Annotated in this window: 17 protein-coding genes; 11 read left to right on the top strand and 6 right to left on the bottom strand. The window is 53.0% G+C overall.

Annotated features, from left to right (window positions below; all coding sequences use genetic code 11):
• Window positions 1-8: 8 nt before the first annotated feature.
• Genes astB through astC form a run of 4 tightly spaced genes read right to left on the bottom strand, consistent with a single transcriptional unit; the run spans window position 9 to window position 5,057 of the window.
• The gene (gene astB / locus SIK69_RS20170; protein ID WP_319630078.1) at window positions 9-1,334 is read right to left on the bottom strand and encodes an N-succinylarginine dihydrolase; all 1,326 of its coding nucleotides are present in this window, start codon (window positions 1,332-1,334) and stop codon (window positions 9-11) included.
• Window positions 1,331-2,809, bottom strand: coding sequence for a succinylglutamate-semialdehyde dehydrogenase (astD, locus tag SIK69_RS20175; protein WP_319630077.1), 1,479 nt, complete (start codon window positions 2,807-2,809; stop codon window positions 1,331-1,333). The genes astB and astD overlap by 4 nt, the downstream gene beginning before the upstream one ends.
• Complete coding sequence (astA, locus tag SIK69_RS20180; RefSeq protein ID WP_319630076.1) at window positions 2,806-3,840, bottom strand: arginine N-succinyltransferase; 1,035 nt, start codon at window positions 3,838-3,840, stop codon at window positions 2,806-2,808. The genes astD and astA overlap by 4 nt, the downstream gene beginning before the upstream one ends.
• Window positions 3,837-5,057 carry a succinylornithine/acetylornithine transaminase gene (gene astC / locus SIK69_RS20185; RefSeq protein WP_319786915.1) on the bottom strand — a complete coding sequence of 407 codons (1,221 nt, stop codon included), beginning with the start codon at window positions 5,055-5,057 and terminating at the stop codon, window positions 3,837-3,839. Before astC ends, astA begins: the two co-directional genes overlap by 4 nt.
• A gap of 411 nt (window positions 5,058-5,468) precedes the next feature.
• Between astC and SIK69_RS20190 the strand changes: the two genes are divergently transcribed.
• Window positions 5,469-6,866 (top strand): mercuric reductase, encoded by a 1,398-nt coding sequence (locus SIK69_RS20190; RefSeq protein WP_319786916.1) that lies wholly within the window; start codon window positions 5,469-5,471, stop codon window positions 6,864-6,866.
• 286 nt (window positions 6,867-7,152) lie between these two features.
• Here SIK69_RS20190 and SIK69_RS20195 read toward each other — a convergent pair whose 3' ends face one another.
• Window positions 7,153-8,040 (bottom strand): LysR family transcriptional regulator, encoded by an 888-nt coding sequence (locus SIK69_RS20195; RefSeq protein ID WP_034458343.1) that lies wholly within the window; start codon window positions 8,038-8,040, stop codon window positions 7,153-7,155.
• Window positions 8,041-8,171: 131 nt separating this feature from the next.
• Here SIK69_RS20195 and SIK69_RS20200 point away from each other — a divergent pair, with 131 nt between their 5' ends.
• The 8 genes from SIK69_RS20200 (at window position 8,172) to SIK69_RS20235 (ending at window position 14,517) form a co-directional block, all read left to right on the top strand.
• On the top strand, window positions 8,172-9,152 hold the full coding sequence (locus SIK69_RS20200) for an aldo/keto reductase (RefSeq protein ID WP_064793398.1): 981 nt from the start codon (window positions 8,172-8,174) through the stop codon (window positions 9,150-9,152).
• Window positions 9,153-9,224: 72 nt separating this feature from the next.
• Window positions 9,225-9,998: an SDR family oxidoreductase gene (locus SIK69_RS20205; protein ID WP_034458340.1), complete on the top strand. Its 774-nt coding sequence runs from the start codon at window positions 9,225-9,227 to the stop codon at window positions 9,996-9,998.
• A 10-nt stretch (window positions 9,999-10,008) separates the two neighbouring features.
• Window positions 10,009-10,320, top strand: a complete 312-nt coding sequence (locus tag SIK69_RS20210; protein WP_034458338.1) for a putative quinol monooxygenase — start codon at window positions 10,009-10,011, stop codon at window positions 10,318-10,320.
• A gap of 77 nt (window positions 10,321-10,397) precedes the next feature.
• The gene (locus tag SIK69_RS20215) at window positions 10,398-11,282 is read left to right on the top strand and encodes an aldo/keto reductase (RefSeq protein WP_089600845.1); all 885 of its coding nucleotides are present in this window, start codon (window positions 10,398-10,400) and stop codon (window positions 11,280-11,282) included.
• Between the two features lie 149 nt (window positions 11,283-11,431).
• On the top strand, window positions 11,432-12,073 hold the full coding sequence (locus SIK69_RS20220; RefSeq protein WP_067436684.1) for a carboxymuconolactone decarboxylase family protein: 642 nt from the start codon (window positions 11,432-11,434) through the stop codon (window positions 12,071-12,073).
• Between the two features lie 429 nt (window positions 12,074-12,502).
• The gene (locus SIK69_RS20225) at window positions 12,503-13,279 is read left to right on the top strand and encodes an isocitrate lyase/PEP mutase family protein (RefSeq protein WP_319630071.1); all 777 of its coding nucleotides are present in this window, start codon (window positions 12,503-12,505) and stop codon (window positions 13,277-13,279) included.
• Window positions 13,263-14,309 (top strand): bifunctional transcriptional activator/DNA repair enzyme AdaA, encoded by a 1,047-nt coding sequence (locus SIK69_RS20230; protein WP_319630070.1) that lies wholly within the window; start codon window positions 13,263-13,265, stop codon window positions 14,307-14,309. The genes SIK69_RS20225 and SIK69_RS20230 overlap by 17 nt, the downstream gene beginning before the upstream one ends.
• Window positions 14,310-14,412: 103 nt before the next feature.
• Window positions 14,413-14,517, top strand: coding sequence for an integrase (locus SIK69_RS20235; RefSeq protein WP_319630591.1), 105 nt, complete (start codon window positions 14,413-14,415; stop codon window positions 14,515-14,517).
• 109 nt (window positions 14,518-14,626) lie between these two features.
• Here SIK69_RS20235 and SIK69_RS20240 read toward each other — a convergent pair whose 3' ends face one another.
• Window positions 14,627-15,517, bottom strand: coding sequence for a LysR family transcriptional regulator (locus SIK69_RS20240; RefSeq protein WP_319630069.1), 891 nt, complete (start codon window positions 15,515-15,517; stop codon window positions 14,627-14,629).
• Window positions 15,518-15,638: 121 nt separating this feature from the next.
• On the opposite strand from SIK69_RS20240, the gene SIK69_RS20245 reads away from it, so the two are divergent.
• Window positions 15,639-17,180, top strand: coding sequence for an MFS transporter (locus SIK69_RS20245; protein ID WP_319786917.1), 1,542 nt, complete (start codon window positions 15,639-15,641; stop codon window positions 17,178-17,180).
• 225 nt (window positions 17,181-17,405) lie between these two features.
• Window positions 17,406-18,296, top strand: coding sequence for a LysR family transcriptional regulator (locus SIK69_RS20250; RefSeq protein WP_319787227.1), 891 nt, complete (start codon window positions 17,406-17,408; stop codon window positions 18,294-18,296).
• Window positions 18,297-18,370 lie beyond the last annotated feature (74 nt).

Consider the following 18,370-nt stretch of genomic DNA (forward strand, 5'->3'; position numbering starts at 1 on the left):
TGCCTCCTTTACTGCTGGAACGGGTAAACCGAGCCGAGTCCCAAAATTTGCGTCAGCTGATCCAGGGCGTCACGCCCTTCGCGCAACAGCTGCGGATCCGCGAGGTCGGCCTGGGTCAGACGATCACGATAGTAGCGGTCTACCCAGGTATTGAGCGTATCGAACAGGGTGTCGCTCATTAACACCTTTGGATTCAACGCCTGGATCTCCGCCTCGGTCAGCACCACGCGCAGACGTAAACACGCCGGGCCGCCGCCGTTGGCCATACTTTCCCGCAGATCAAACACCTTCAGTTCATTGATAGGATTATCCTGCGCCAGCACATCTGTGAGATACGACCACACGCCCGCGTGTTCCTGCGACTCTTTCGGCAACACCAGCATCATGCTGCCGTCGGGCTTGCTCAGCAGTTGGCTATTAAACAGATAGGTCGCCACCGCATCGTTGACCGAGACACGCGCGGTCGGCACTTCCACCGGGGTAAAGCCCGGGACGCGTTCCCGCAGCTGGGCCAGCAGTTCAGGCTGATTCAGAAACGCCTGTTGATGGCAGAACAGCACCTGCCGGTTACTGACCGCGATCACATCATTGTGGAACACGCCCTGGTCGATCACCCCCGGGTTCTGCTGGGCGAAAATAACCTGCTGCGGATTGACCTGATTCAGTCGGGCCACCGCCTGGCTGGCCTCTAACGTCTGACGCGCCGGATAGCGCTGAGGCTGATGATGCCCGCCCTCTTCCCGGCCATAGACGAACATTTGCAGGCCCGGCTGAGGGTACTCACCGCCGAGACGGTTATGGTTCGCCGCCCCTTCGTCGCCAAACATCGCCACCTGCGGCAGCGCGCCGTGTACCGCAAACGCTTGTTCATTATTGAAAATCGCCCGCAGCACCGCCTCGGTGGTCGGTGCCTCGCTGGCGCGGTGGAATTTATTGTTAAGGTTGGCGACGGTGAGATGCACTTTGCCATCCAACGCATCAGCCGACGGGCAAACGGTGGCGGCATTCGCCACCCACATTGACGAGGCCGAACTCACCGCCGACAACAGCTGCGGTGCCTGGGTGGCGGCTTTCTCTACCACCTGTTCGTCGCTGCCGGTGAAGCCCAGCTGACGCAACAGCGGCACATTCGGGCGTTCCTGCGGGGGCAGAACGGCTTGCTTAAAGCCGAGATCGGCCAGCGCTTTCATCTTCAGCAGGCCCTGCTTAGCCGCCAGCTGCGGGTTGGAGACGCGAAAACGGTGTTTGGTCGAGGCCTCATTGCCGAACGACAGCCCGGCATAGTGATGCGTCAGCCCCGGCAGCCCGTCAAAGTTCACTTCCCAGGCTTTCATGATTTCACCTCAGACGAAAAATCGAGGCCCGGGTTGAGCGTGCCCGGCAGACTGAGCGCCGGAGACTCAAGGCTCGCCATCGGCCAGGCGCAATAATCTGCGGCATACCACGCCCCAGGACGATGGTTGCCCGATGCGCCCACGCCACCAAACGGGGCGGTACTCGCCGCGCCGGTCAAGGGTTTGTTCCAGTTGACGATCCCGGCGCGTGCTTCCAGCAGCAGCTGGTCGAATTTCTCGCGCTCGGCGGAAATCAGCCCGCACGACAGGCCATACCGGGTGTTATTGGCCAACGCAATCGCCTCATCAAAAGTGTCGTAACGCCAGACGCCCAACAGCGGGCCAAACACTTCTTCGTCGGCCACGTTCTGCACGTGGGTCATGTCGATAATGCCCGGCGTGACCAGCGAGGTGCCTGCTTCCAGCAAGCGCGGCTCGAGCAGCGTGACGCCGCCGTTAGCCACATGTTGCTCCCAGGCGGAGCGTACATTCTGCGCCGCCTGCTCGGAGATCAGGCCACCGATAAACGGCTGCGGTTCGGCGTTCCAGCTACCGGGTATAATGCGCCCGGTGACCTCCACCAGCCGTTTGAGGAACGCATCCCCGGCGGCTCCGCGCTTCACCAGCAGACGACGCGCACAGGTGCAGCGCTGTCCGGCGGTGATAAACGCCGACTGCACCGCGACGTGAACGGCGGCATCCTGATCCTGCGGCTCATCAACAATCAGCGGGTTATTGCCGCCCATTTCCAGGGCGAGGATTTTCTGTGGCTGTCCGGCCAGTTGGCGATGCAGGGTGAACCCGGTATTCGAACTGCCGGTAAACAGCAGCCCGTCGAGATCCGCCTGCCCGCTTAAGGCTTCTCCAACCGCGCGTCCGCCCTGGATCAGGTTAAGCACGCCAGCCGGTAAACCCGCCTGTTCCCACAGTTTGACCACCGCTTCGCCGCTCATCGGCGTGAGTTCGCTCGGCTTGAACACCACGGTATTTCCGGCCAGCAGCGCAGGCACAATATGCCCGTTCGGCAAGTGCCCCGGGAAGTTATACGGGCCAAACACCGCCAGCACGCCGTGCGGACGATGACGTAAGGTCGCCGCCCCGTCAGGCATCGGGGTTTCCTGCTCGCCGGTGCGGCTGTGATAGCCCTTCACCGAAATAGCAATTTTGTTGATCATCGCCCCGATTTCGGTGGCCGCTTCCCAGCGCGGTTTGCCGGTTTCGCGGGCGATCACCTCGGTCAGCGCTTCTTTATGGCTTTCCAGCAACCCGGCAAATTTTTCTGCAATCTGCTGGCGGGCGCTGAACGGCTGCTTTGCCCAGCCAGGGAACGCGGCACGGGCGGCTTTCACCGCGTCCGCCACCTGCTCTGCGTCGGCATCATTACCGCGCCACACCGTTTCGTGAGTGACCGGATTGTTTTTGCTGCGGGCCTCTGCTCGCCCGGTGACCCAGTCACCGCCTATCCATAAACTCATGCTTTTTTCTCCTCAGGGCAAAGACGAACCAGCCGCACGCGGTCACCCGCATGGCATTTCAGGGCATCGAGCTGTTGTGCGCTCAGTAACAGTTTGTCGGTGTGCGGATCGGCCTGAACCAGCATGGCGCGATACTGATGGTATTGTTCATTAGCCACCAGACAGGTCGGCAGTTCGCCCGGCGCAGGCTGGCCTTCGCCCACTTCCACCAGACGACTTTTACGAATGGCACGTACCCGGTCGATATCGCACTCCAGGGTCGGGCCGCCGTCGAAAATATCGACATAGTTGCGATAGCGGAACCCTTCTTTTTCCAGCACCGCCCGAGCAGGGGCGGTTTGCGGATGTACTTCGCCGATCACCGCCCGTGCTTCCGGGGAGAGGAAATCGGTATAAATCGGATGCTTAGGCATCAGCTCGGCGATAAACGCTTTTTGCCCGGTGCCGCACAGGTAATCCGCGCGGGCAAACGGCATCGAGAAGAAGCGCTGCCCAAGGCTTTCCCAGAACGGGGAATAGCCGTGCTCGTCAATCACTCCGCGCATTTCCGCCACCACTTTGTCGTTAAAGCGATCGCGGAAGGCAGCCATAAACAGGAAACGTGATTTCGACAACAGATAGCCGTTGCCCTCTTTGCGCCATTCCGGATCAAGGAACAGCGTACACAGCTCGCTGCTGCCGGTGTGGTCGTTACTCAGAAACAGCGTCGGCAGCGCGTTGTACACGTTCAGCTCTTTCGAGGCGTGGACCTGGGTGCCGACGCGGTAGTTGTACCAGGAGTCGTGCAGCCCGACGGCGACTTCAATCGCGCAAATCCCCGCCACGGTGCCGCTGGCGGTATCTTCCAGCACAAAAACGTAGCCCTGCTCGCCCTTTTCCAGGCTGCCGTTCCAGGTATTGATCGACCGTTCAATACGCGCCGAGAGCGTGTTCTCATCCGCTGGGAGTGAGGTGAGCCCCCCGCCGGTTTTCCCTGCGAGTGTCAGCAGGCCGGACAAATCCTCGCGTCCGACCGGGCGGATGACCATCATGATGACACCTCAGACACAAAGCGTTCGCAGGCTTTCTCGAAGCGATCCAGCCCGGTGTTGACCTCTTCTTCGCTGATCACCAGCGCAGGCGCGAAGCGCACCACGTTGGCCCCGGCAATCAGCACCATCAGGCCATTTTCGGCAGCCAGTTGGCTAATCTGTTTCGCTTTTCCGGCATACCCGGCTTTCAGCACGCAACCGATCAGCAGGCCCATGCCGCGCACCTCGTCGAACAAACCGAACCTGGCGTTGATGGCGGTCAGGCGTTCGGTGAACCACTGGTTGCGTTGTTTGACGCCATTCAGCACGTCATGAGTATTAATCATTGACAGCACCACGCCCGCCACCGCGCAGGCCAGCGGGTTCCCGCCGTAGGTGGTGCCGTGGGTGCCTACGGTCATCACGCTGGCAAATTCATCACGCGTTAGCAGGGCGCCAATCGGGAAACCGCCGCCCAGCGCTTTGGCGGTGGACAGCACGTCCGGGGTCACGCCGTAGTGCATATACGCATACAGCTCCCCGGTACGGCCTACCCCGGTCTGCACTTCGTCAAAAATCAGCAGCGCATTATGCTGGTCACACAGGTCACGCAATTCCTTCAGGAACGCCGGAGTCGCAGGTACCACCCCGCCTTCGCCCTGAATCGGCTCAACGATCACCGCGCAGGTATCGTCATTGATAAGCTGACGGGCAGAGTCGATATCGTTGTAGATAGCGTGCTGGATTTGCGGCGGCAGCGGCGCAAAATCCTGAGAATATGACGGCTGGCCCCCGGCGCTGACGGTAAACAGCGTCCGGCCATGGAAGGCGTTTTTGAACGCCACAATCCCGCTTTTATGTGCGCCGAACTTATCGTGGGCGTATTTACGCGCCAGTTTGAGTGCCGCTTCGTTGGCTTCCGCCCCGGAGTTACAGAAAAATATTTTGTCGGCAAAGGTGGCATCAATCAGCTGTTTCGCCAGCTTGAGCACCGGTTCGTTACTGTAGCCGTTGCCGGTATGCCAGAATTTCCCCGCCTGCTCGGTCAGCGCCGCGATCATCGCCGGGTGCGCATGACCCAGGGCGTTCACCGCAATGCCGCCTGCAAAATCAATGTACTCTTTGCCCTGCTGATCCCACAGGCGAGAACCTTCCCCACGTACCGGAATAAAAGGCGCCGGGGCGTAAACCGGCATCATCCAATCGTCAAAATTTCCACGCGTAACTGACTGAGTCATAGCAACCTCTTCTTCCGGTAAACATAACGTTATTGTGATGTTAATAAATATGAGTGTTTGTGCTGTAAATGTATATTGCACGCATCGTGCCAGCCAGCGACAAAACTGCATAAACGGAAGTGCTCAACTCAATATCAATAACTTACAACCGAACGCTATTCATACAAACTGCATACAAAGTGAATAAATTTGCATTTAACGCCATTAGCAACGCTAATATCAGCAACATTATGCATTAGTAAAACTTAATTCAGGATTTGTGATCGCCTGCGATATTTGTCGGCATTTTGTGCGCCAAAACGGAGCGGAATGCGCCAAAAAGGGGCGTCTGTTCCGACATTTGTCTGCATTGATACCCTGCACTACGCTCAATCAATCTGTGCTATTCGATAATTCAGGGTGAGGTCTAGCGTGAAGGCAGTGGATTCAGTATTGATTGGGGCGGGTCAAGCCGCGCCCTCTTTAGCGGTCTCATTGGCGGCGAACGGTCAGCAGGTGGTGCTTATCGAGGGCAATCTTTACGGCGGCACCTGCGTGAATGTGGGCTGTACGCCAACCAAAACGCTGCGCAAATCGGCGCGGGTCGCCCATCTGGCGCGACGCGCGGCGGAGTTTGGCGTAATGACCGGCCCGATCAGCGTCGATTTCCCGGCGGCTATCCAGCGGATGCGCGACAAGGTTGAGGCCTCGCGCCACGGACTGGTGCAGTGGTTAGAGGGCACGGAGAACCTGGAGCTGATCCACGGCTGGGGCCGCTTTGAAGGACGCGATGGCGAACGGTTTTTGATTAGCGTTAACGGCGAAATGTTGTCTGCGGCCCATGTCTATCTGAACACCGGCACCCGCGCCCTGACGCCTGACCTGCCCGGCCTCGACAGCGTGCCGCATCTGGATAACGCCAGTTTGTTAGCGCTCAATGAATGCCCGGAACATTTGCTGATAGTTGGGGCCAGCTATATCGGCCTGGAGCTGGGGCAAATCTACCGTCGTCTGGGGGCCAGGGTGTCGATCATCCATCGCGCGGGCCGGATTGCCGAGCGCGAAGACGACGACATCAGCGCGCAGATCGCCGAGTTTCTGCGGGCCGAAGGGATCGAGTTTATTCTTAATAGCAGCGTCACCCGCCTCGCCCCTCACGCCGACGGCGTCAGCGCCGAGTTAAGCGACGGCAGCACCCTCATCGGGAGCCATATTCTGTTTGCCACCGGACGGATACCGAACGTCGAACGGCTGAACCTTGCCGCCGTGGGCGTGGAAACCGACAAGCGCGGCTTTATCCGCACCGATGCCCATTTCAATACCAACGTGGCAGGCATTAAAGCGCTGGGCGACATCAACGGGCGCGGGGCGTTTACCCACACCAGCTATCACGACTATCAGATTGCGTGGGCGGAACTCGACGGCCAGCAGCCCGACGGGCAATGGCTCGATGCCGATCGGCGGGTGCTGAGCTACGCGATGTTTACCGATCCGCCGCTTGGCCGGGTCGGCATCACCCTCGCCCAGGCCCGGGAACGGGTTCAACAAGGCCAGTCGATTCTGGTGGCGGACATCCGCATGGCCGACGTCAGCCGGGCAAAAGAAGAGAGTGAAACCGACGGCATGCTGCGTCTGATTGTCGATGCGCAAAGCGAGCGCTTCCTCGGGGCGGCGATCCTCGGTATCGGCGGGGATGAAATCATCGCGGTTATCTCCAACTACATGGCTACCGGAGCCAGCTACCGGCTGATGATGCAGGCGCTGCCGGTGCACCCTACGGTGGCGGAGTTTTTTCCGACGGTGTTGATGAGGCTTAGGGCTGTGGGCTAGAGACAAGGCGGAGGCCGATTATTTCGGCCTCAGTGTGTGGGGCATTGTCTGAACCTGTTTCCCTGCACGAAACTAGCCTGCCCCATTTCCATCAAAATTTAGGCTCGGCAGGCTTTTTTTTCCTGTTGGTATAACGACCGGTTTGTGCCAATAGCGGACATTACGAACCCGGAATGTTAGCCTGCAATCTGAAACTCAGTGTAGGAGGTGTATTAATCGGATTGTACTTAAGGCTCGATACATATGATTGGCAGAATGTATCCATGCACTAAGGATGAGTCTTAACTCATACCCTTAGAGCGTTTAAAATCAACTTGAATGCAGGAAGAGCCTGCCTTCTACTTGGATAATAAAGATGGTAACCAGGAAATGTGGGTGACCAGTCCTCAAGTACAGGTATTAATTTTCCCTCTCTGATATATTTTTGCACCACATCCTCAGGAGCATACGCCAGCCCGTACCCTGCAAGCGCCGCCGATAACAGTTGAGGCGAAGTATTGAATATCATCTGGCCGGATACCTGAACTTTCAACTCCTGCCCGTCTTTCTCAAACTCCCAGGCGAACAGGCCTCCGTGTGTGGAAAGCCGCAAATTTGCGCAGTTGTGTGAAGTCAGATCTTGTGGCGTTTCTGGCTTAGGATGTCTGGAAAAGTAATCAGGAGAGCCAACAACGATCATGCGAAAATCAGGAGAGATACGCATGGCAATCATATCTTTGGCAATCTGATCCCCGACACGGACTCCCGCATCGAAACGACCGGTCACAATGTCGATCAATCCATAGTCTATGTTGATTTCAAGCGTGATATCCGGGTACTCCCTCAATAACGTTGAAAGCTTTGGCCAGAGTATAGTGGTTGCCGCATGGTCATGAGCGGTGATGCGTATCATGCCTCCTGGCTTCTCGCGCAGCTCTCCCAAAGAGGTAAGCTCGGTCTCAATCCCATCATAGTAGGGAGCAAGATTGGCAAGCAGTCGTTCTCCCGCCTCTGTTGGCACTGCCCCCCGGGTTGTCCGGGTCAGAAGACGTATCCCCAGCCTTTCCTCCAGACCTCGAATGCTATGACTGATTGCTGATTGTGAAACGCCCAGGTGCGCCGCGGCCCGCGTGAAGCTTTTTTCACGCGCTACCGTAATGAAAACAGCAAGATGATTGAAATCCGTATGATTCATCATTAGTTCCACTCATGTCAGTTATCTGATTATGCCACTTCAGTAATGACCAGTCATTCCTTAGAGTAGATGAACACCACCTAATCAAGCCGTGCTTGTGAGGTGTTCAATCCATAAACAGGAGACTCATTATGCAAAAGCGACAATTAGGTAACAGTGGCCTTGAAGTATCGGCAATTGGTCTGGGATGTATGGGACTGACCTTTGGCTACGGGCCTGCGACAGACAAAGCTGAAGCCATCAAACTTATCCGTGCAGCTTATGAGCGCGGCGTAACGCTGTTCGACACTGCAGAAGCGTATGGTCAGATCAATGAAGAAATGGTCGGGGAAGCTGTGGCACCGTTCCGTGACCAGATCGTTATCGCTACAAAATTCGGTTTCAAAGAGGGTAATGCAGCGGCGGGACTCGACAGTCGTCCTGAGCGTATTCGTACTGTCGTTGAACAGTCCCTTAAGCGGCTGAAAACGGATTACATCGATCTCTTTTACCAGCATCGTGTGGATCCAAACGTGCCAATGGAAGATGTCGCCGGAGCTGTACGCGACCTGATTCAAGAAGGAAAGGTGAAATATTTTGGGATGTGTGAGGCGGGCGTAAAAGCTATTCGTGACGCACATGCTGTTCAGCCGCTGTCCGCACTGCAGAGTGAATACTCTATGTTCACCCGTGAACCTGAAGACGTCATTATCCCGACGCTGGAAGAGCTGGGTATCGGCTTCATTCCTTTCAGCCCGCTGGGTAAAGGTTTTCTTACAGGAAAGATTGATGGTGCAACCACCTTTGCTGAAGGAGATGTCCGAAATAATCTGCCGCGTTTTGCTGACGAAGCCCGTCAGGCCAACCATAACCTTGTCGCCCTGATCGGTAAAGTTGCTGAGCGTAAACAAGCAACCCCGGCACAGATTGCTTTAGCCTGGTTGCTGGCTCAAAAACCATGGATTGCTCCGATCCCCGGCACCACAAAACTTCACCGTCTCGAAGAAAATGTAGGCGGGGCTGCAGTTGAACTCACGGCCGCAGACCTACAGGAAATTGCAGATGTGCTGGCAAAAGTTCCCGTCCAGGGCGAGCGTTATAACGCTGCAATGATGAAGTCCATTAACCGCTAAGCCTTGCTTCATTAACCGGCGACGCCATGTCGCCGGTATCCTCCCCCGTATTCATTCTCAGAGGACATCATCATGACGACCCAATCTCTTAAAGGCCGTATCGCACTGGTCACCGGCGGAACAACCGGCCTGGGTTTCGGTGCAGCGAAGCGACTGATTGAACACGGCGCAACAGTCTATATCACTGGCCGCCGACAGAACGTGCTGGACGAGGCAGTAACCAAACTGGGCAACTCCGCCAGAGCTATATGTGCGGATGTCTCAAGTAAAGAAGACATGCTGCGTGCGGCTGCCACCATTAAAGCCGAACAGGGGCATCTGGATATTTTGTTCGCTAATGCGGGTGGTGGCCACGCCACGCCACTCGAAGAACTGACCGAAGATCAGATCGACAGCGAACTGAGCATAAATGTTAAAGGTGTTGTACTCACTATGCAGAGCATGCTGGACGTGCTTCGTGACGGTTCCTCCGTAGTGCTGAATGCGTCGATTACTGCAGATATGGGGTTACCTGGATTTGCTGTTTATGCCGCGACCAAAGCGGCAGTGCGTTCACTGGCTCGCAGCTGGACCACGGATCTAAAAGGGCGAGATATCCGGGTCAATACCATAAGTCCCGGTGTAGTCCCGACCGAGGGTTACAGCAACGAACAGAAAATGAGTGACAACGATATTGCCTCATATGCTGAGCGAGTTTCCGCAGAAATACCGGCCGGGCGCGTGGGCACCGCGGCAGATATCGCGGATGCGTTGATTTTTCTGGTATCAGACTCGAGTACTTACATCCGTGGCATTGACCTGATAGTCGATGGCGGTATGACCCGTGTTTATGCCGGTAAGAACTGAGGAAATGACGATGCAGAAAATAAAATCGGAAGAACGCCACATCATCTGTGAACTGCGATGTGAACCTGAAAATCGTGAGCGCGTTAAAGAGCTGGTCCTGAAATTTGTTGAGCCTGCACGCCTTGAAGCCGGTTGCCTTTATTACGATTTTTATCAAAAAATCGATGAACCCGACACGTTTTATATTATTGACGGCTGGGTAAACCAGGATGCAGTAACCAGCCATGCGGAAAACCCGCATGTTGCAGAAGTTATGTCATACCTGCAACCGCTGCTGACATTCGGACCTTCTGTCAGTCTCATTACCCGTGTCAGTGACTGATAAGGGTAACCCCTCGCTTTCTTATTCATGGCATCACGTATGCTTCCTCTAAGCCACAACGCTAAAAAGGGACTCAAATGAATGGTATAAATCCTTATATTACGTTGAATAATGGTGTGAAAATGCCCGCTCTGGGATTGGGTGTTTATCAGGCCAAACCTGAAGAAACTACCGAGGCGGTGAAGAAGGCACTGGAAACCGGATATCGGCTTATCGATACCGCTGCGGCCTATTTTAATGAACGTGAAGTCGGCGCCGGGATCCGTCGGTCGGACGTAGACCGCGACGATATCTTTATTGAAACTAAATTGTGGATTTCCGACTATGGCTACGATTCTGCTCTTCGCGCCTTTGATGTCAGTCTGAATAAATTAGGCATTGAGCAACTGGACCTCTGGCTGCTTCATCAGCCTCTGGCATCAGAATTTGAAAAGACCATTCAGGCCTATAAGGCGGCTGAAAAGCTGCTGGCCGAGGGGCGCGTGCGTGCCATTGGTGTATCCAACCTCACGCCCACTGAACTCGACAGATTGATTACAGAGACCAGTGTTGTTCCTGCGGTGAATCAGATCCAGGTTCATCCATATTATTCACAGGCGGAATGGCGTGCGGCTAACGACCACTATGGCATTATCACACAATGCTGGTCACCACTGGGTGGGTCTTATACCTACAACAATGCGGAGAAAAATCCTTTCGAAGATAAGGTAATCACTGGCATTGCCAGAAAATATTCGAAGACGCCGGCACAGGTTATTCTTCGATGGCATCTGGATCACGGATATTCCGCCATTCCTAAATCTGTAAAACCCCACCGAATTGTCGAAAACTTCGACGTGTTTGATTTCAGGCTCACGGCTAATGAAATTAAAGCTATTGATGCGCTTGAAACAGGCGTTCGTGGCGGCCCGGATCCCGACTCACTGGATCTGGCAACCTATGGTTTCCAGATCCCTGACTGATGATTTTCCAGTGTAATGACAAAGGTGCGTAAATGCGCCTTTGTCATGGTAGTGGGTGAGCGCTAAACCGCTGCGATGCAGGCGACCATCACACATTAACTTAGCTGATTAAAGGCCGGAAAACTGCTCCGCCTCAAAGGGATCATTCTATGAAAGTTACAGAGCTGACGAGTCGCCAGCAGGCGATCGCTCCAATTTCTGCATTCACTGCGTTGGGCGATAATCATAAACTGAGAGCCGCACTGGAAGCAGGCCTACATGCTGGCCTGACTATTAACGACATAAAAGAAATACTGGTACAGCTTTATGCTTACCTTGGTTTTCCACGTGCGCTTAACGCACTTGGAACCTTTATGACCCTTGTGAATGAACGAAAAGAACAGGGTATAAATGATATTGCAGGTTCCGAAGCCAGCCCGCTGCCTGCTGGCCGATCCCTCCTTGAACTGGGCACATCTGTGCAGACATACCTGATAGGTGTGCCAGCCAAAGGGCCTGTATTCGATTTTGCTCCTGCTATTGATACGTACCTGAAAGAACATCTGTTTGGTGACATTTTTGGACGGGACAACCTCAGTTATGAAGATCGTGAGATTGCCACCCTTGGCGCACTTGCAGGCCTGGAAGGCGTTGAGCCGCAGCTAATGTCCCATTTCAACATTTCTTTAAACATTGGTTTGACTGAAACGCAATTATGGGGGGTGATCGTCGCCCTTGAAAATTCGGCCTGTCCGGTCGTCGCTCAACGTGCAACGTCAGCCCTTGAGAAGGTGCTGGCAGCCAGTAAGTAAAATCTATGCAGCTTCTCTCTGTAGCGCAAAAGCTGCGTAATGGCATGATTATTAAAAAACAGTGAGGCCGATTTGATGGCTTTCGCGACGTGATGTCGTAAGCCCTGACCTAAAGGAATATGGCAATAATCTGGAATGCGGGGCCCATGCCTTTAATGACTTAAAAATAAAGGCATGTCCTGACAAAGTCAGCAGGGCTTTCGATGCAATGTCCGCTTTTCGCTCACAGCGGACCTTCGCCTCTGTCAGTTCGTCCGTTCCGTGCCAGGAGTGGACGTTATAACAACAACGAAGAGTTAATCAACGCCGGGGCAGGTCAACTCTTGCAGCAGTTGACAGAGATCGCATGCAAAAATGGTCGTCCGATTTTCGGTTGTGAGGGTTTCGTCGGATGTTCTAGATTTATCTTCATTCTAAAAGGAGATAATCATGAATTTCATTGAGCTTCATAATCAAAACAAACCGCTACTCATCGCGAATGTCTGGGATGCTGGAAGTGCAATTGCAGCGCAGCAGGCGGGCTATCAGGCCCTTGGTACTTCCAGTGCAGCGATTGCCGCTACGTTAGGTTACGAAGATGGAGAAGCCATGTCTTTTGACGAATTGTTCTATTTCATCACTCGCATCAAATCCGTCAGTAACCTGCCATTAAGTGTTGATGTAGAATCAGGATTTGGTGGTACAGCTGAAGAGATGATGACTCATTTTAAACGCCTCGTACAACTTGGGGTGGTTGGCATAAACCTTGAGGACAGCAGAGTGGTTAACGGTATCAGGCAACTTGATGATGCCCCGGCATTTGCCAGTACATTAAAAGAAATTCGCAAGACGTTGAACGTAGAGAATTATCAATTATTTCTTAATATCCGTACTGATACATACCTGCTTAATCATGAGCAGGCTTTGCAGGAAACGTTGTTACGCGCCCGACTTTATGAAGCAGCGGGTGCAGACGGGCTTTTTGTCCCATGCCTCACGTCAGAAAAAGATATTGCAACCATTACCAAAGAGATAAATCTGCCTTTAAATGTTATGTGTATGCCCCATCTCCCCGCATTCGACAGATTAGAAAAACTCGGCGTGAAGCGCATTTCTATGGGTAATTTCGTTCATTCAGCCATTCAATCGAAGCTTAAAGATTTAATGCAAATTATCCATTCACAACAGACCTTTGCAGGAGTTTTTGTTGATGAAAGTTCTCGATAATGAACAGTGCGATGTCTGGTATCAGGCATTACTCGAGCGCGCTTCAGAGTATACGGGGGTGTTTTTTGTTGGTGTCAAAACAACAGGGGTATTTTGTATATCGGTATGTCGGGCACGAAAACCGAAACGTGAAAATGTCGAGTTTTATAAAGATTTTAAAGCTGCTCTGGATGCAGGTTTTCGCCCTTGCAAAGTGTGCCGACCCACTGAAAATGCACACAGTGCGCCGTTGTTAATCGAACAAGCGCTTGAACTCGTGCGCGCTAATCCTAAAACAAGAATTAACGATACAGAATTACGGAAACAGGGTATCAGCCCGGAGCGGGTACGGCGCTGGTTTCTACAAAATCACGGAATTACCTTCCATGCATTTCAAAGAATGCAACGGGTGAATATCGCGCTTCAGGAGCTAAAAGGTGGGCGAACTGCCACTGATGTTGCTTTGGATAACGGCTACGAATCATTGAGCGGTTTTGGTTATACCTATAAGCGGGTCACGGGTGTTGCTCCAACTCAACAGAGTCAGGTGATTATGATCCACCGTTTTACCACACCGCTCGGCCCCATGTTTGTCTGTGCCACTGAACGTGGCGTTTGCCTGCTGGAATTTACTGACCGTCGGATGCTGGAGACTGAGTTTCGCGATCTTCAACGTTTGCTTAAAGCGCGAATAATATCAGGGGGAAATAGTCATACGCGCCAGGCAGAAAAAGAGATTAGCGAGTATTTTTCTGGAACTCGCCAACAATTTGATCTTCTCCTCGATGCCCCAGGTAGTGATTTTCAACGTTCCGTCTGGCAAGAGCTACGTGCGGTTTCTTATGGTCAAACGTCGCACTACCAAGCGCTATCAGAGCAGATTGGAAATCCCAATGCGGTACGCGCGGTGGCCGCAGCAAATGGAGCAAACCGAATAGCCATCGTCATTCCATGCCACAGAATTATCGGCAAAGATGGTGCGATGACTGGCTACGGCGGTGGCATTGCGCGCAAAGAATGGCTTATTGAGCACGAACGAAAACAGCGTTAAAAGTGGTGCTGGCAGTCAACGGCTATAACGAAACAGTGTGGCGAAGCTCATTTTTCACTTAGCTAACTCTTACCTGATCTACAAGAAAACCAAGAATCTCCGGGTGATCCAACTTCTGTTGGGTCATAAGAAACTGGAAAGCGCAGCCCGTTATCTGGGCATTGAAGTCGATGATGCGTTAGAGATCTCTGAATCGATTGAAGTCTAAGGTTGTCAGGGCTGCAACAGCAGCCCTGTGCCAGGAGCGGACGTTCATGATTTTGAGATAAGCATAAAAGTGCATACGATTTCAGAAAGCATTAACTGCCTGATACAGATTACAGAGACAGGCCGGACTCACCAATAAAATCGACAAAGCAGCGTATTCTAGGTGAGAGATACCGGCTGGCCGGCCAGAGTGCCGAGAAAACCCCCTGCCTGGTACAGCTACCTGGCAATACCTCTTTCAGTTGCCCCGTGTTCAAAGATTCGCGAACGACAAAACCGGGTACATAGCAAATCCCCATACCTGACAGGCTCAGGCGAACAGAAGCCTCTATATTATTTACGGTCAGAACAGAGACTGTCTTCGAGTCAGCACCCGGGCACATACCGCGCAGTTCCCAGGGTTGGAGCAGCCCCGTTGAAGGAAAACGAAAAGAAATGCACCTGTGCATCGTTAAATCCGCTGGCGAGCCGGGTACACCATACTCATTCAAATAAGCAGGGCTGGCGCAGAGCACAAAACGAAAATCACCAACCTTTTTAGATTTCAGTCGGGAGTCCGTCAGTTCACCGCTTCGTATGGCTACATCAAATCCTTCATCAATAATGTTTACCAGCCGGTCGCTGAAATCGAGATCGAGTTCTACATGAGGATAACGGCGGGAAAAGTCCGGCAGAAGAGGAAGGATCAACCTGTAGCCAATGACAGGAAGTGAAACCCTGAGCTTCCCAGCAGGCTGCGCTAAGCTGCTCGTCAGTTCTGACTCCGCCTCATGTAATTGCTCAAGAATATGCTGGCACCGGATTAATAAAGCAGCCCCCTCTGCTGTCAGACTCACGTTTCTTGTGCTGCGGTTTAAGAGACGTACGCCCAGTTTGTGCTCAAGTCTGGCGACATTCTTCCCGACCGCTGAGGCAGAAATCCCAAGCAACCTTGCGGCCTGTACAAAACTCAGCGTCTCCGCTGTCCGAACAAACGAAGTAAGAGAGGTCAGACTGTCCATTGATTATAAACTTAATGTCCGTTAAGAAGGGATTTTCAGTGTATTTATTCACTCTAATGTCTGCAATAACATTGCTGAAGTTTGTTAACCCATCCGCTTGGCGGAAACATAAGGTCACCCAATGGCAACTTCAGCCAGAACTCCCAGTCCATATGCCATGAATTTGGCAGCCTTTTCTGTCTATCTGGCGGCTATATTGCTGCCGTTAAGCTTTACCGGTGGTGTAATCTCCACGCCGGCAATACAAAAGGCTCTTGGCGGCTCGCCTGCCGCGCTGTCATGGCTGACGAATGGATTCATGCTGACTTTCGGCAGTTTTTTGTTGTCAGCAGGTGTTGCTGCGGATGTTACTGGCAGAAAGCGCATTTTTACCGCAGGCTCAGCCCTGTTTTGCCTGAGCAGCGTTATGATCTGCCTGACACAGGATATCTTTATGGCTGGGTTATTCAGGTCACTGCAGGGCCTTGCGGCGGCCTTGATATTGGCCAGCGGCAGCGCTGCACTGGCCCGTCTCTATGAAGGTCCGGACAGGACACGGGCCTTCAGCATACTTGGCACTATGTTTGGCGTGGGCCTGGCGTTCGGCCCTGTGTTGATGGGTTTCATTACGGATGCTTTGGGTTGGAGATGGTTGTATGCCATGTTAGCTCTGCTTTCAGGCATTGTAATTTTGACCGGTGCTACGTTTCTGCCAGCATCAGAGGAGAGCGGACATCAGAAACCAGACGGCACAGGATTAATCATGTTTACTGCAGCCCTGATGTTATTTACATCAGCGGGGATGCTTATACCTGCCTTTGGGTTTTTATCGTTTCCCACACTCGCCCTTTTCATTTCCGCCATGCTGCTTTTCAGCAGGTTTGTAGTGCGTTGTCTGGGGGTTGAAAATCCTGTTCTGGATATCTCTCTGCTGCTGCGCCCGCGCTTTGCCGGCGTTCTGCTTCTGCCGATAGCAACATGCTATTGCTATGTTGTACTGCTGATTATTATTCCGCTGCATTTTATGGGCGGTGACGGGATGAGTGAGTCCCGGAGTGCTTTATATCTTATGGCGCTGACGGCTCCAATGCTGGTTTTCCCGTCCATTGCCGCACTGCTGACACGGTGGTTTTCTCCGGGAACCGTTTCAGCTGCGGGACTTATTATTGCATCAGTCGGGCTGCTTTTCCTCGGATACGCACTTCCGGGTAACAGCAGTAATTTTCTTGTGCTTTCACTAATTATGACGGGTATCGGCGCTGCGCTTCCATGGGGACTGATGGATGGTCTGGCACTTTCAGCTGTATCTGTGGAGAAAGCGGGCATGGCCGCAGGCCTCTTTAATACCGTTCGCGTTGCCGGAGAAGGGATCGCTCTGGCGATGGCGTCAGCATTTTTAACAGAAATGAATGATTTGAATCTGAAAAAAACCGTTCACGGGTATGCGCCAGAGGTCATTCACCAGGCTGCCGCATGGCTGGGTGGCGGCAGTACTGAGCAGGCCGCTACGATGTTACCCGGTATTTCACGATTATTGCTTCAGGACAGTTATGACACTGCATATACGTTTCTTTTTAGAGTTCTGGCTGCTGTCACGCTGATTTGCGCGCTAATGGTCTGGATCACGCTGGGTCGGCAGAGGCAAGGCTGTGCTGCAGGCAATACGCTAGCCAGAGATGAGTGAAAAATCCTGATCGAATAAGGTCGTAAGCGTTCATTTCATCACTTCCGCTTTTCGCTCACTGCGGACCTTTAGCTCAGTGAGCTTGTCCGCACTGTGCCAGGAGCAGACATTGTGACAGCCTGGAAGTCCTTATCTGAAAGAAAAGAAATAATGTCGACGGGATGGTTTACTTTACAATGCCATTTTTAAACAGCCTACAAAACAGGTGATCGCGTGCATACCAACATGATTGAATACCTTAATATTTTCATACAGGTTGTTGAGCAGGGTAGCTTCACAAAAGCCGCTGATGTACTGCAGATCCATCGCCCCACCGTGAGCAAAGCGATACAGCAGATAGAGCATGATCTGGGTGTAAAACTCATTCATCGCACAACCCGAAAGCTGAGCGTTACTGCTGAAGGGGATGAGTTCTATCATCATGCCAGGCATGTTCTGGCCGAAGTGAATGACATGATGGCCAGTTTTTCACCGACTCTTCCCCCGCGAGGACGCCTGAGAGTTGATGTACCCCTGGCGCTGGCGCATTCCATATTGATCCCTAATCTCAGGCACTTTCAAGCCCAATACCCGGATATTGAAGTTGTGCTGGTTTCATCGGATAAAAAAACGGATTTGATTACGGAAGGCGTAGATTGCCTTGTCCGCCTGGGCGCGCTTCAGGATTCAAGTTTTATATCCAGACGTCTTGGTAACCTCCGGATGGTTACCTGTGCAGCCCCGTCTTACCTGCAGCAGCATGAGCGGCCAGAAACACTTGCGGATCTGGATAAACATCGGGCAATTAATTTTTTTAGCGACCACAGTCGTGACGTTATGGATTGGAAGTTTATCGAAGACGGGAGCATTGTTTCGCTACGTCCTGCAGGCAGCCTGCTGGTTGATAATTCCGATATTCTGCTTTCCTGTGCTCTGGCTGGTCTGGGCATTATTCAGGCCACCTATGATGCCGTTGCTCCCCATATTGCTTCCGGCGCTCTTGAAGAGATTCTGTCGCAATACCCATCGGTGTCAAAGCCAGTGTCAGTGATGTATCCGGACAGGCGCTATCTTTCTCCAAAAGTGCGTGTCTTTATCGACTGGTTCAGTGATGTTCTGGCCACGCAGATCCGCTGAAGCAGGCGGATTATTAATGGATAATTAATACTGAAGTTCCCTCTCAGGTATTTCTGATGTGTTTGTAACAACGT

The sequence above is a fragment of the Scandinavium lactucae genome (assembly GCF_033843265.1).
In the GTDB taxonomy this organism is placed as follows: Bacteria; Pseudomonadota; Gammaproteobacteria; order Enterobacterales; family Enterobacteriaceae; genus Scandinavium; species Scandinavium lactucae.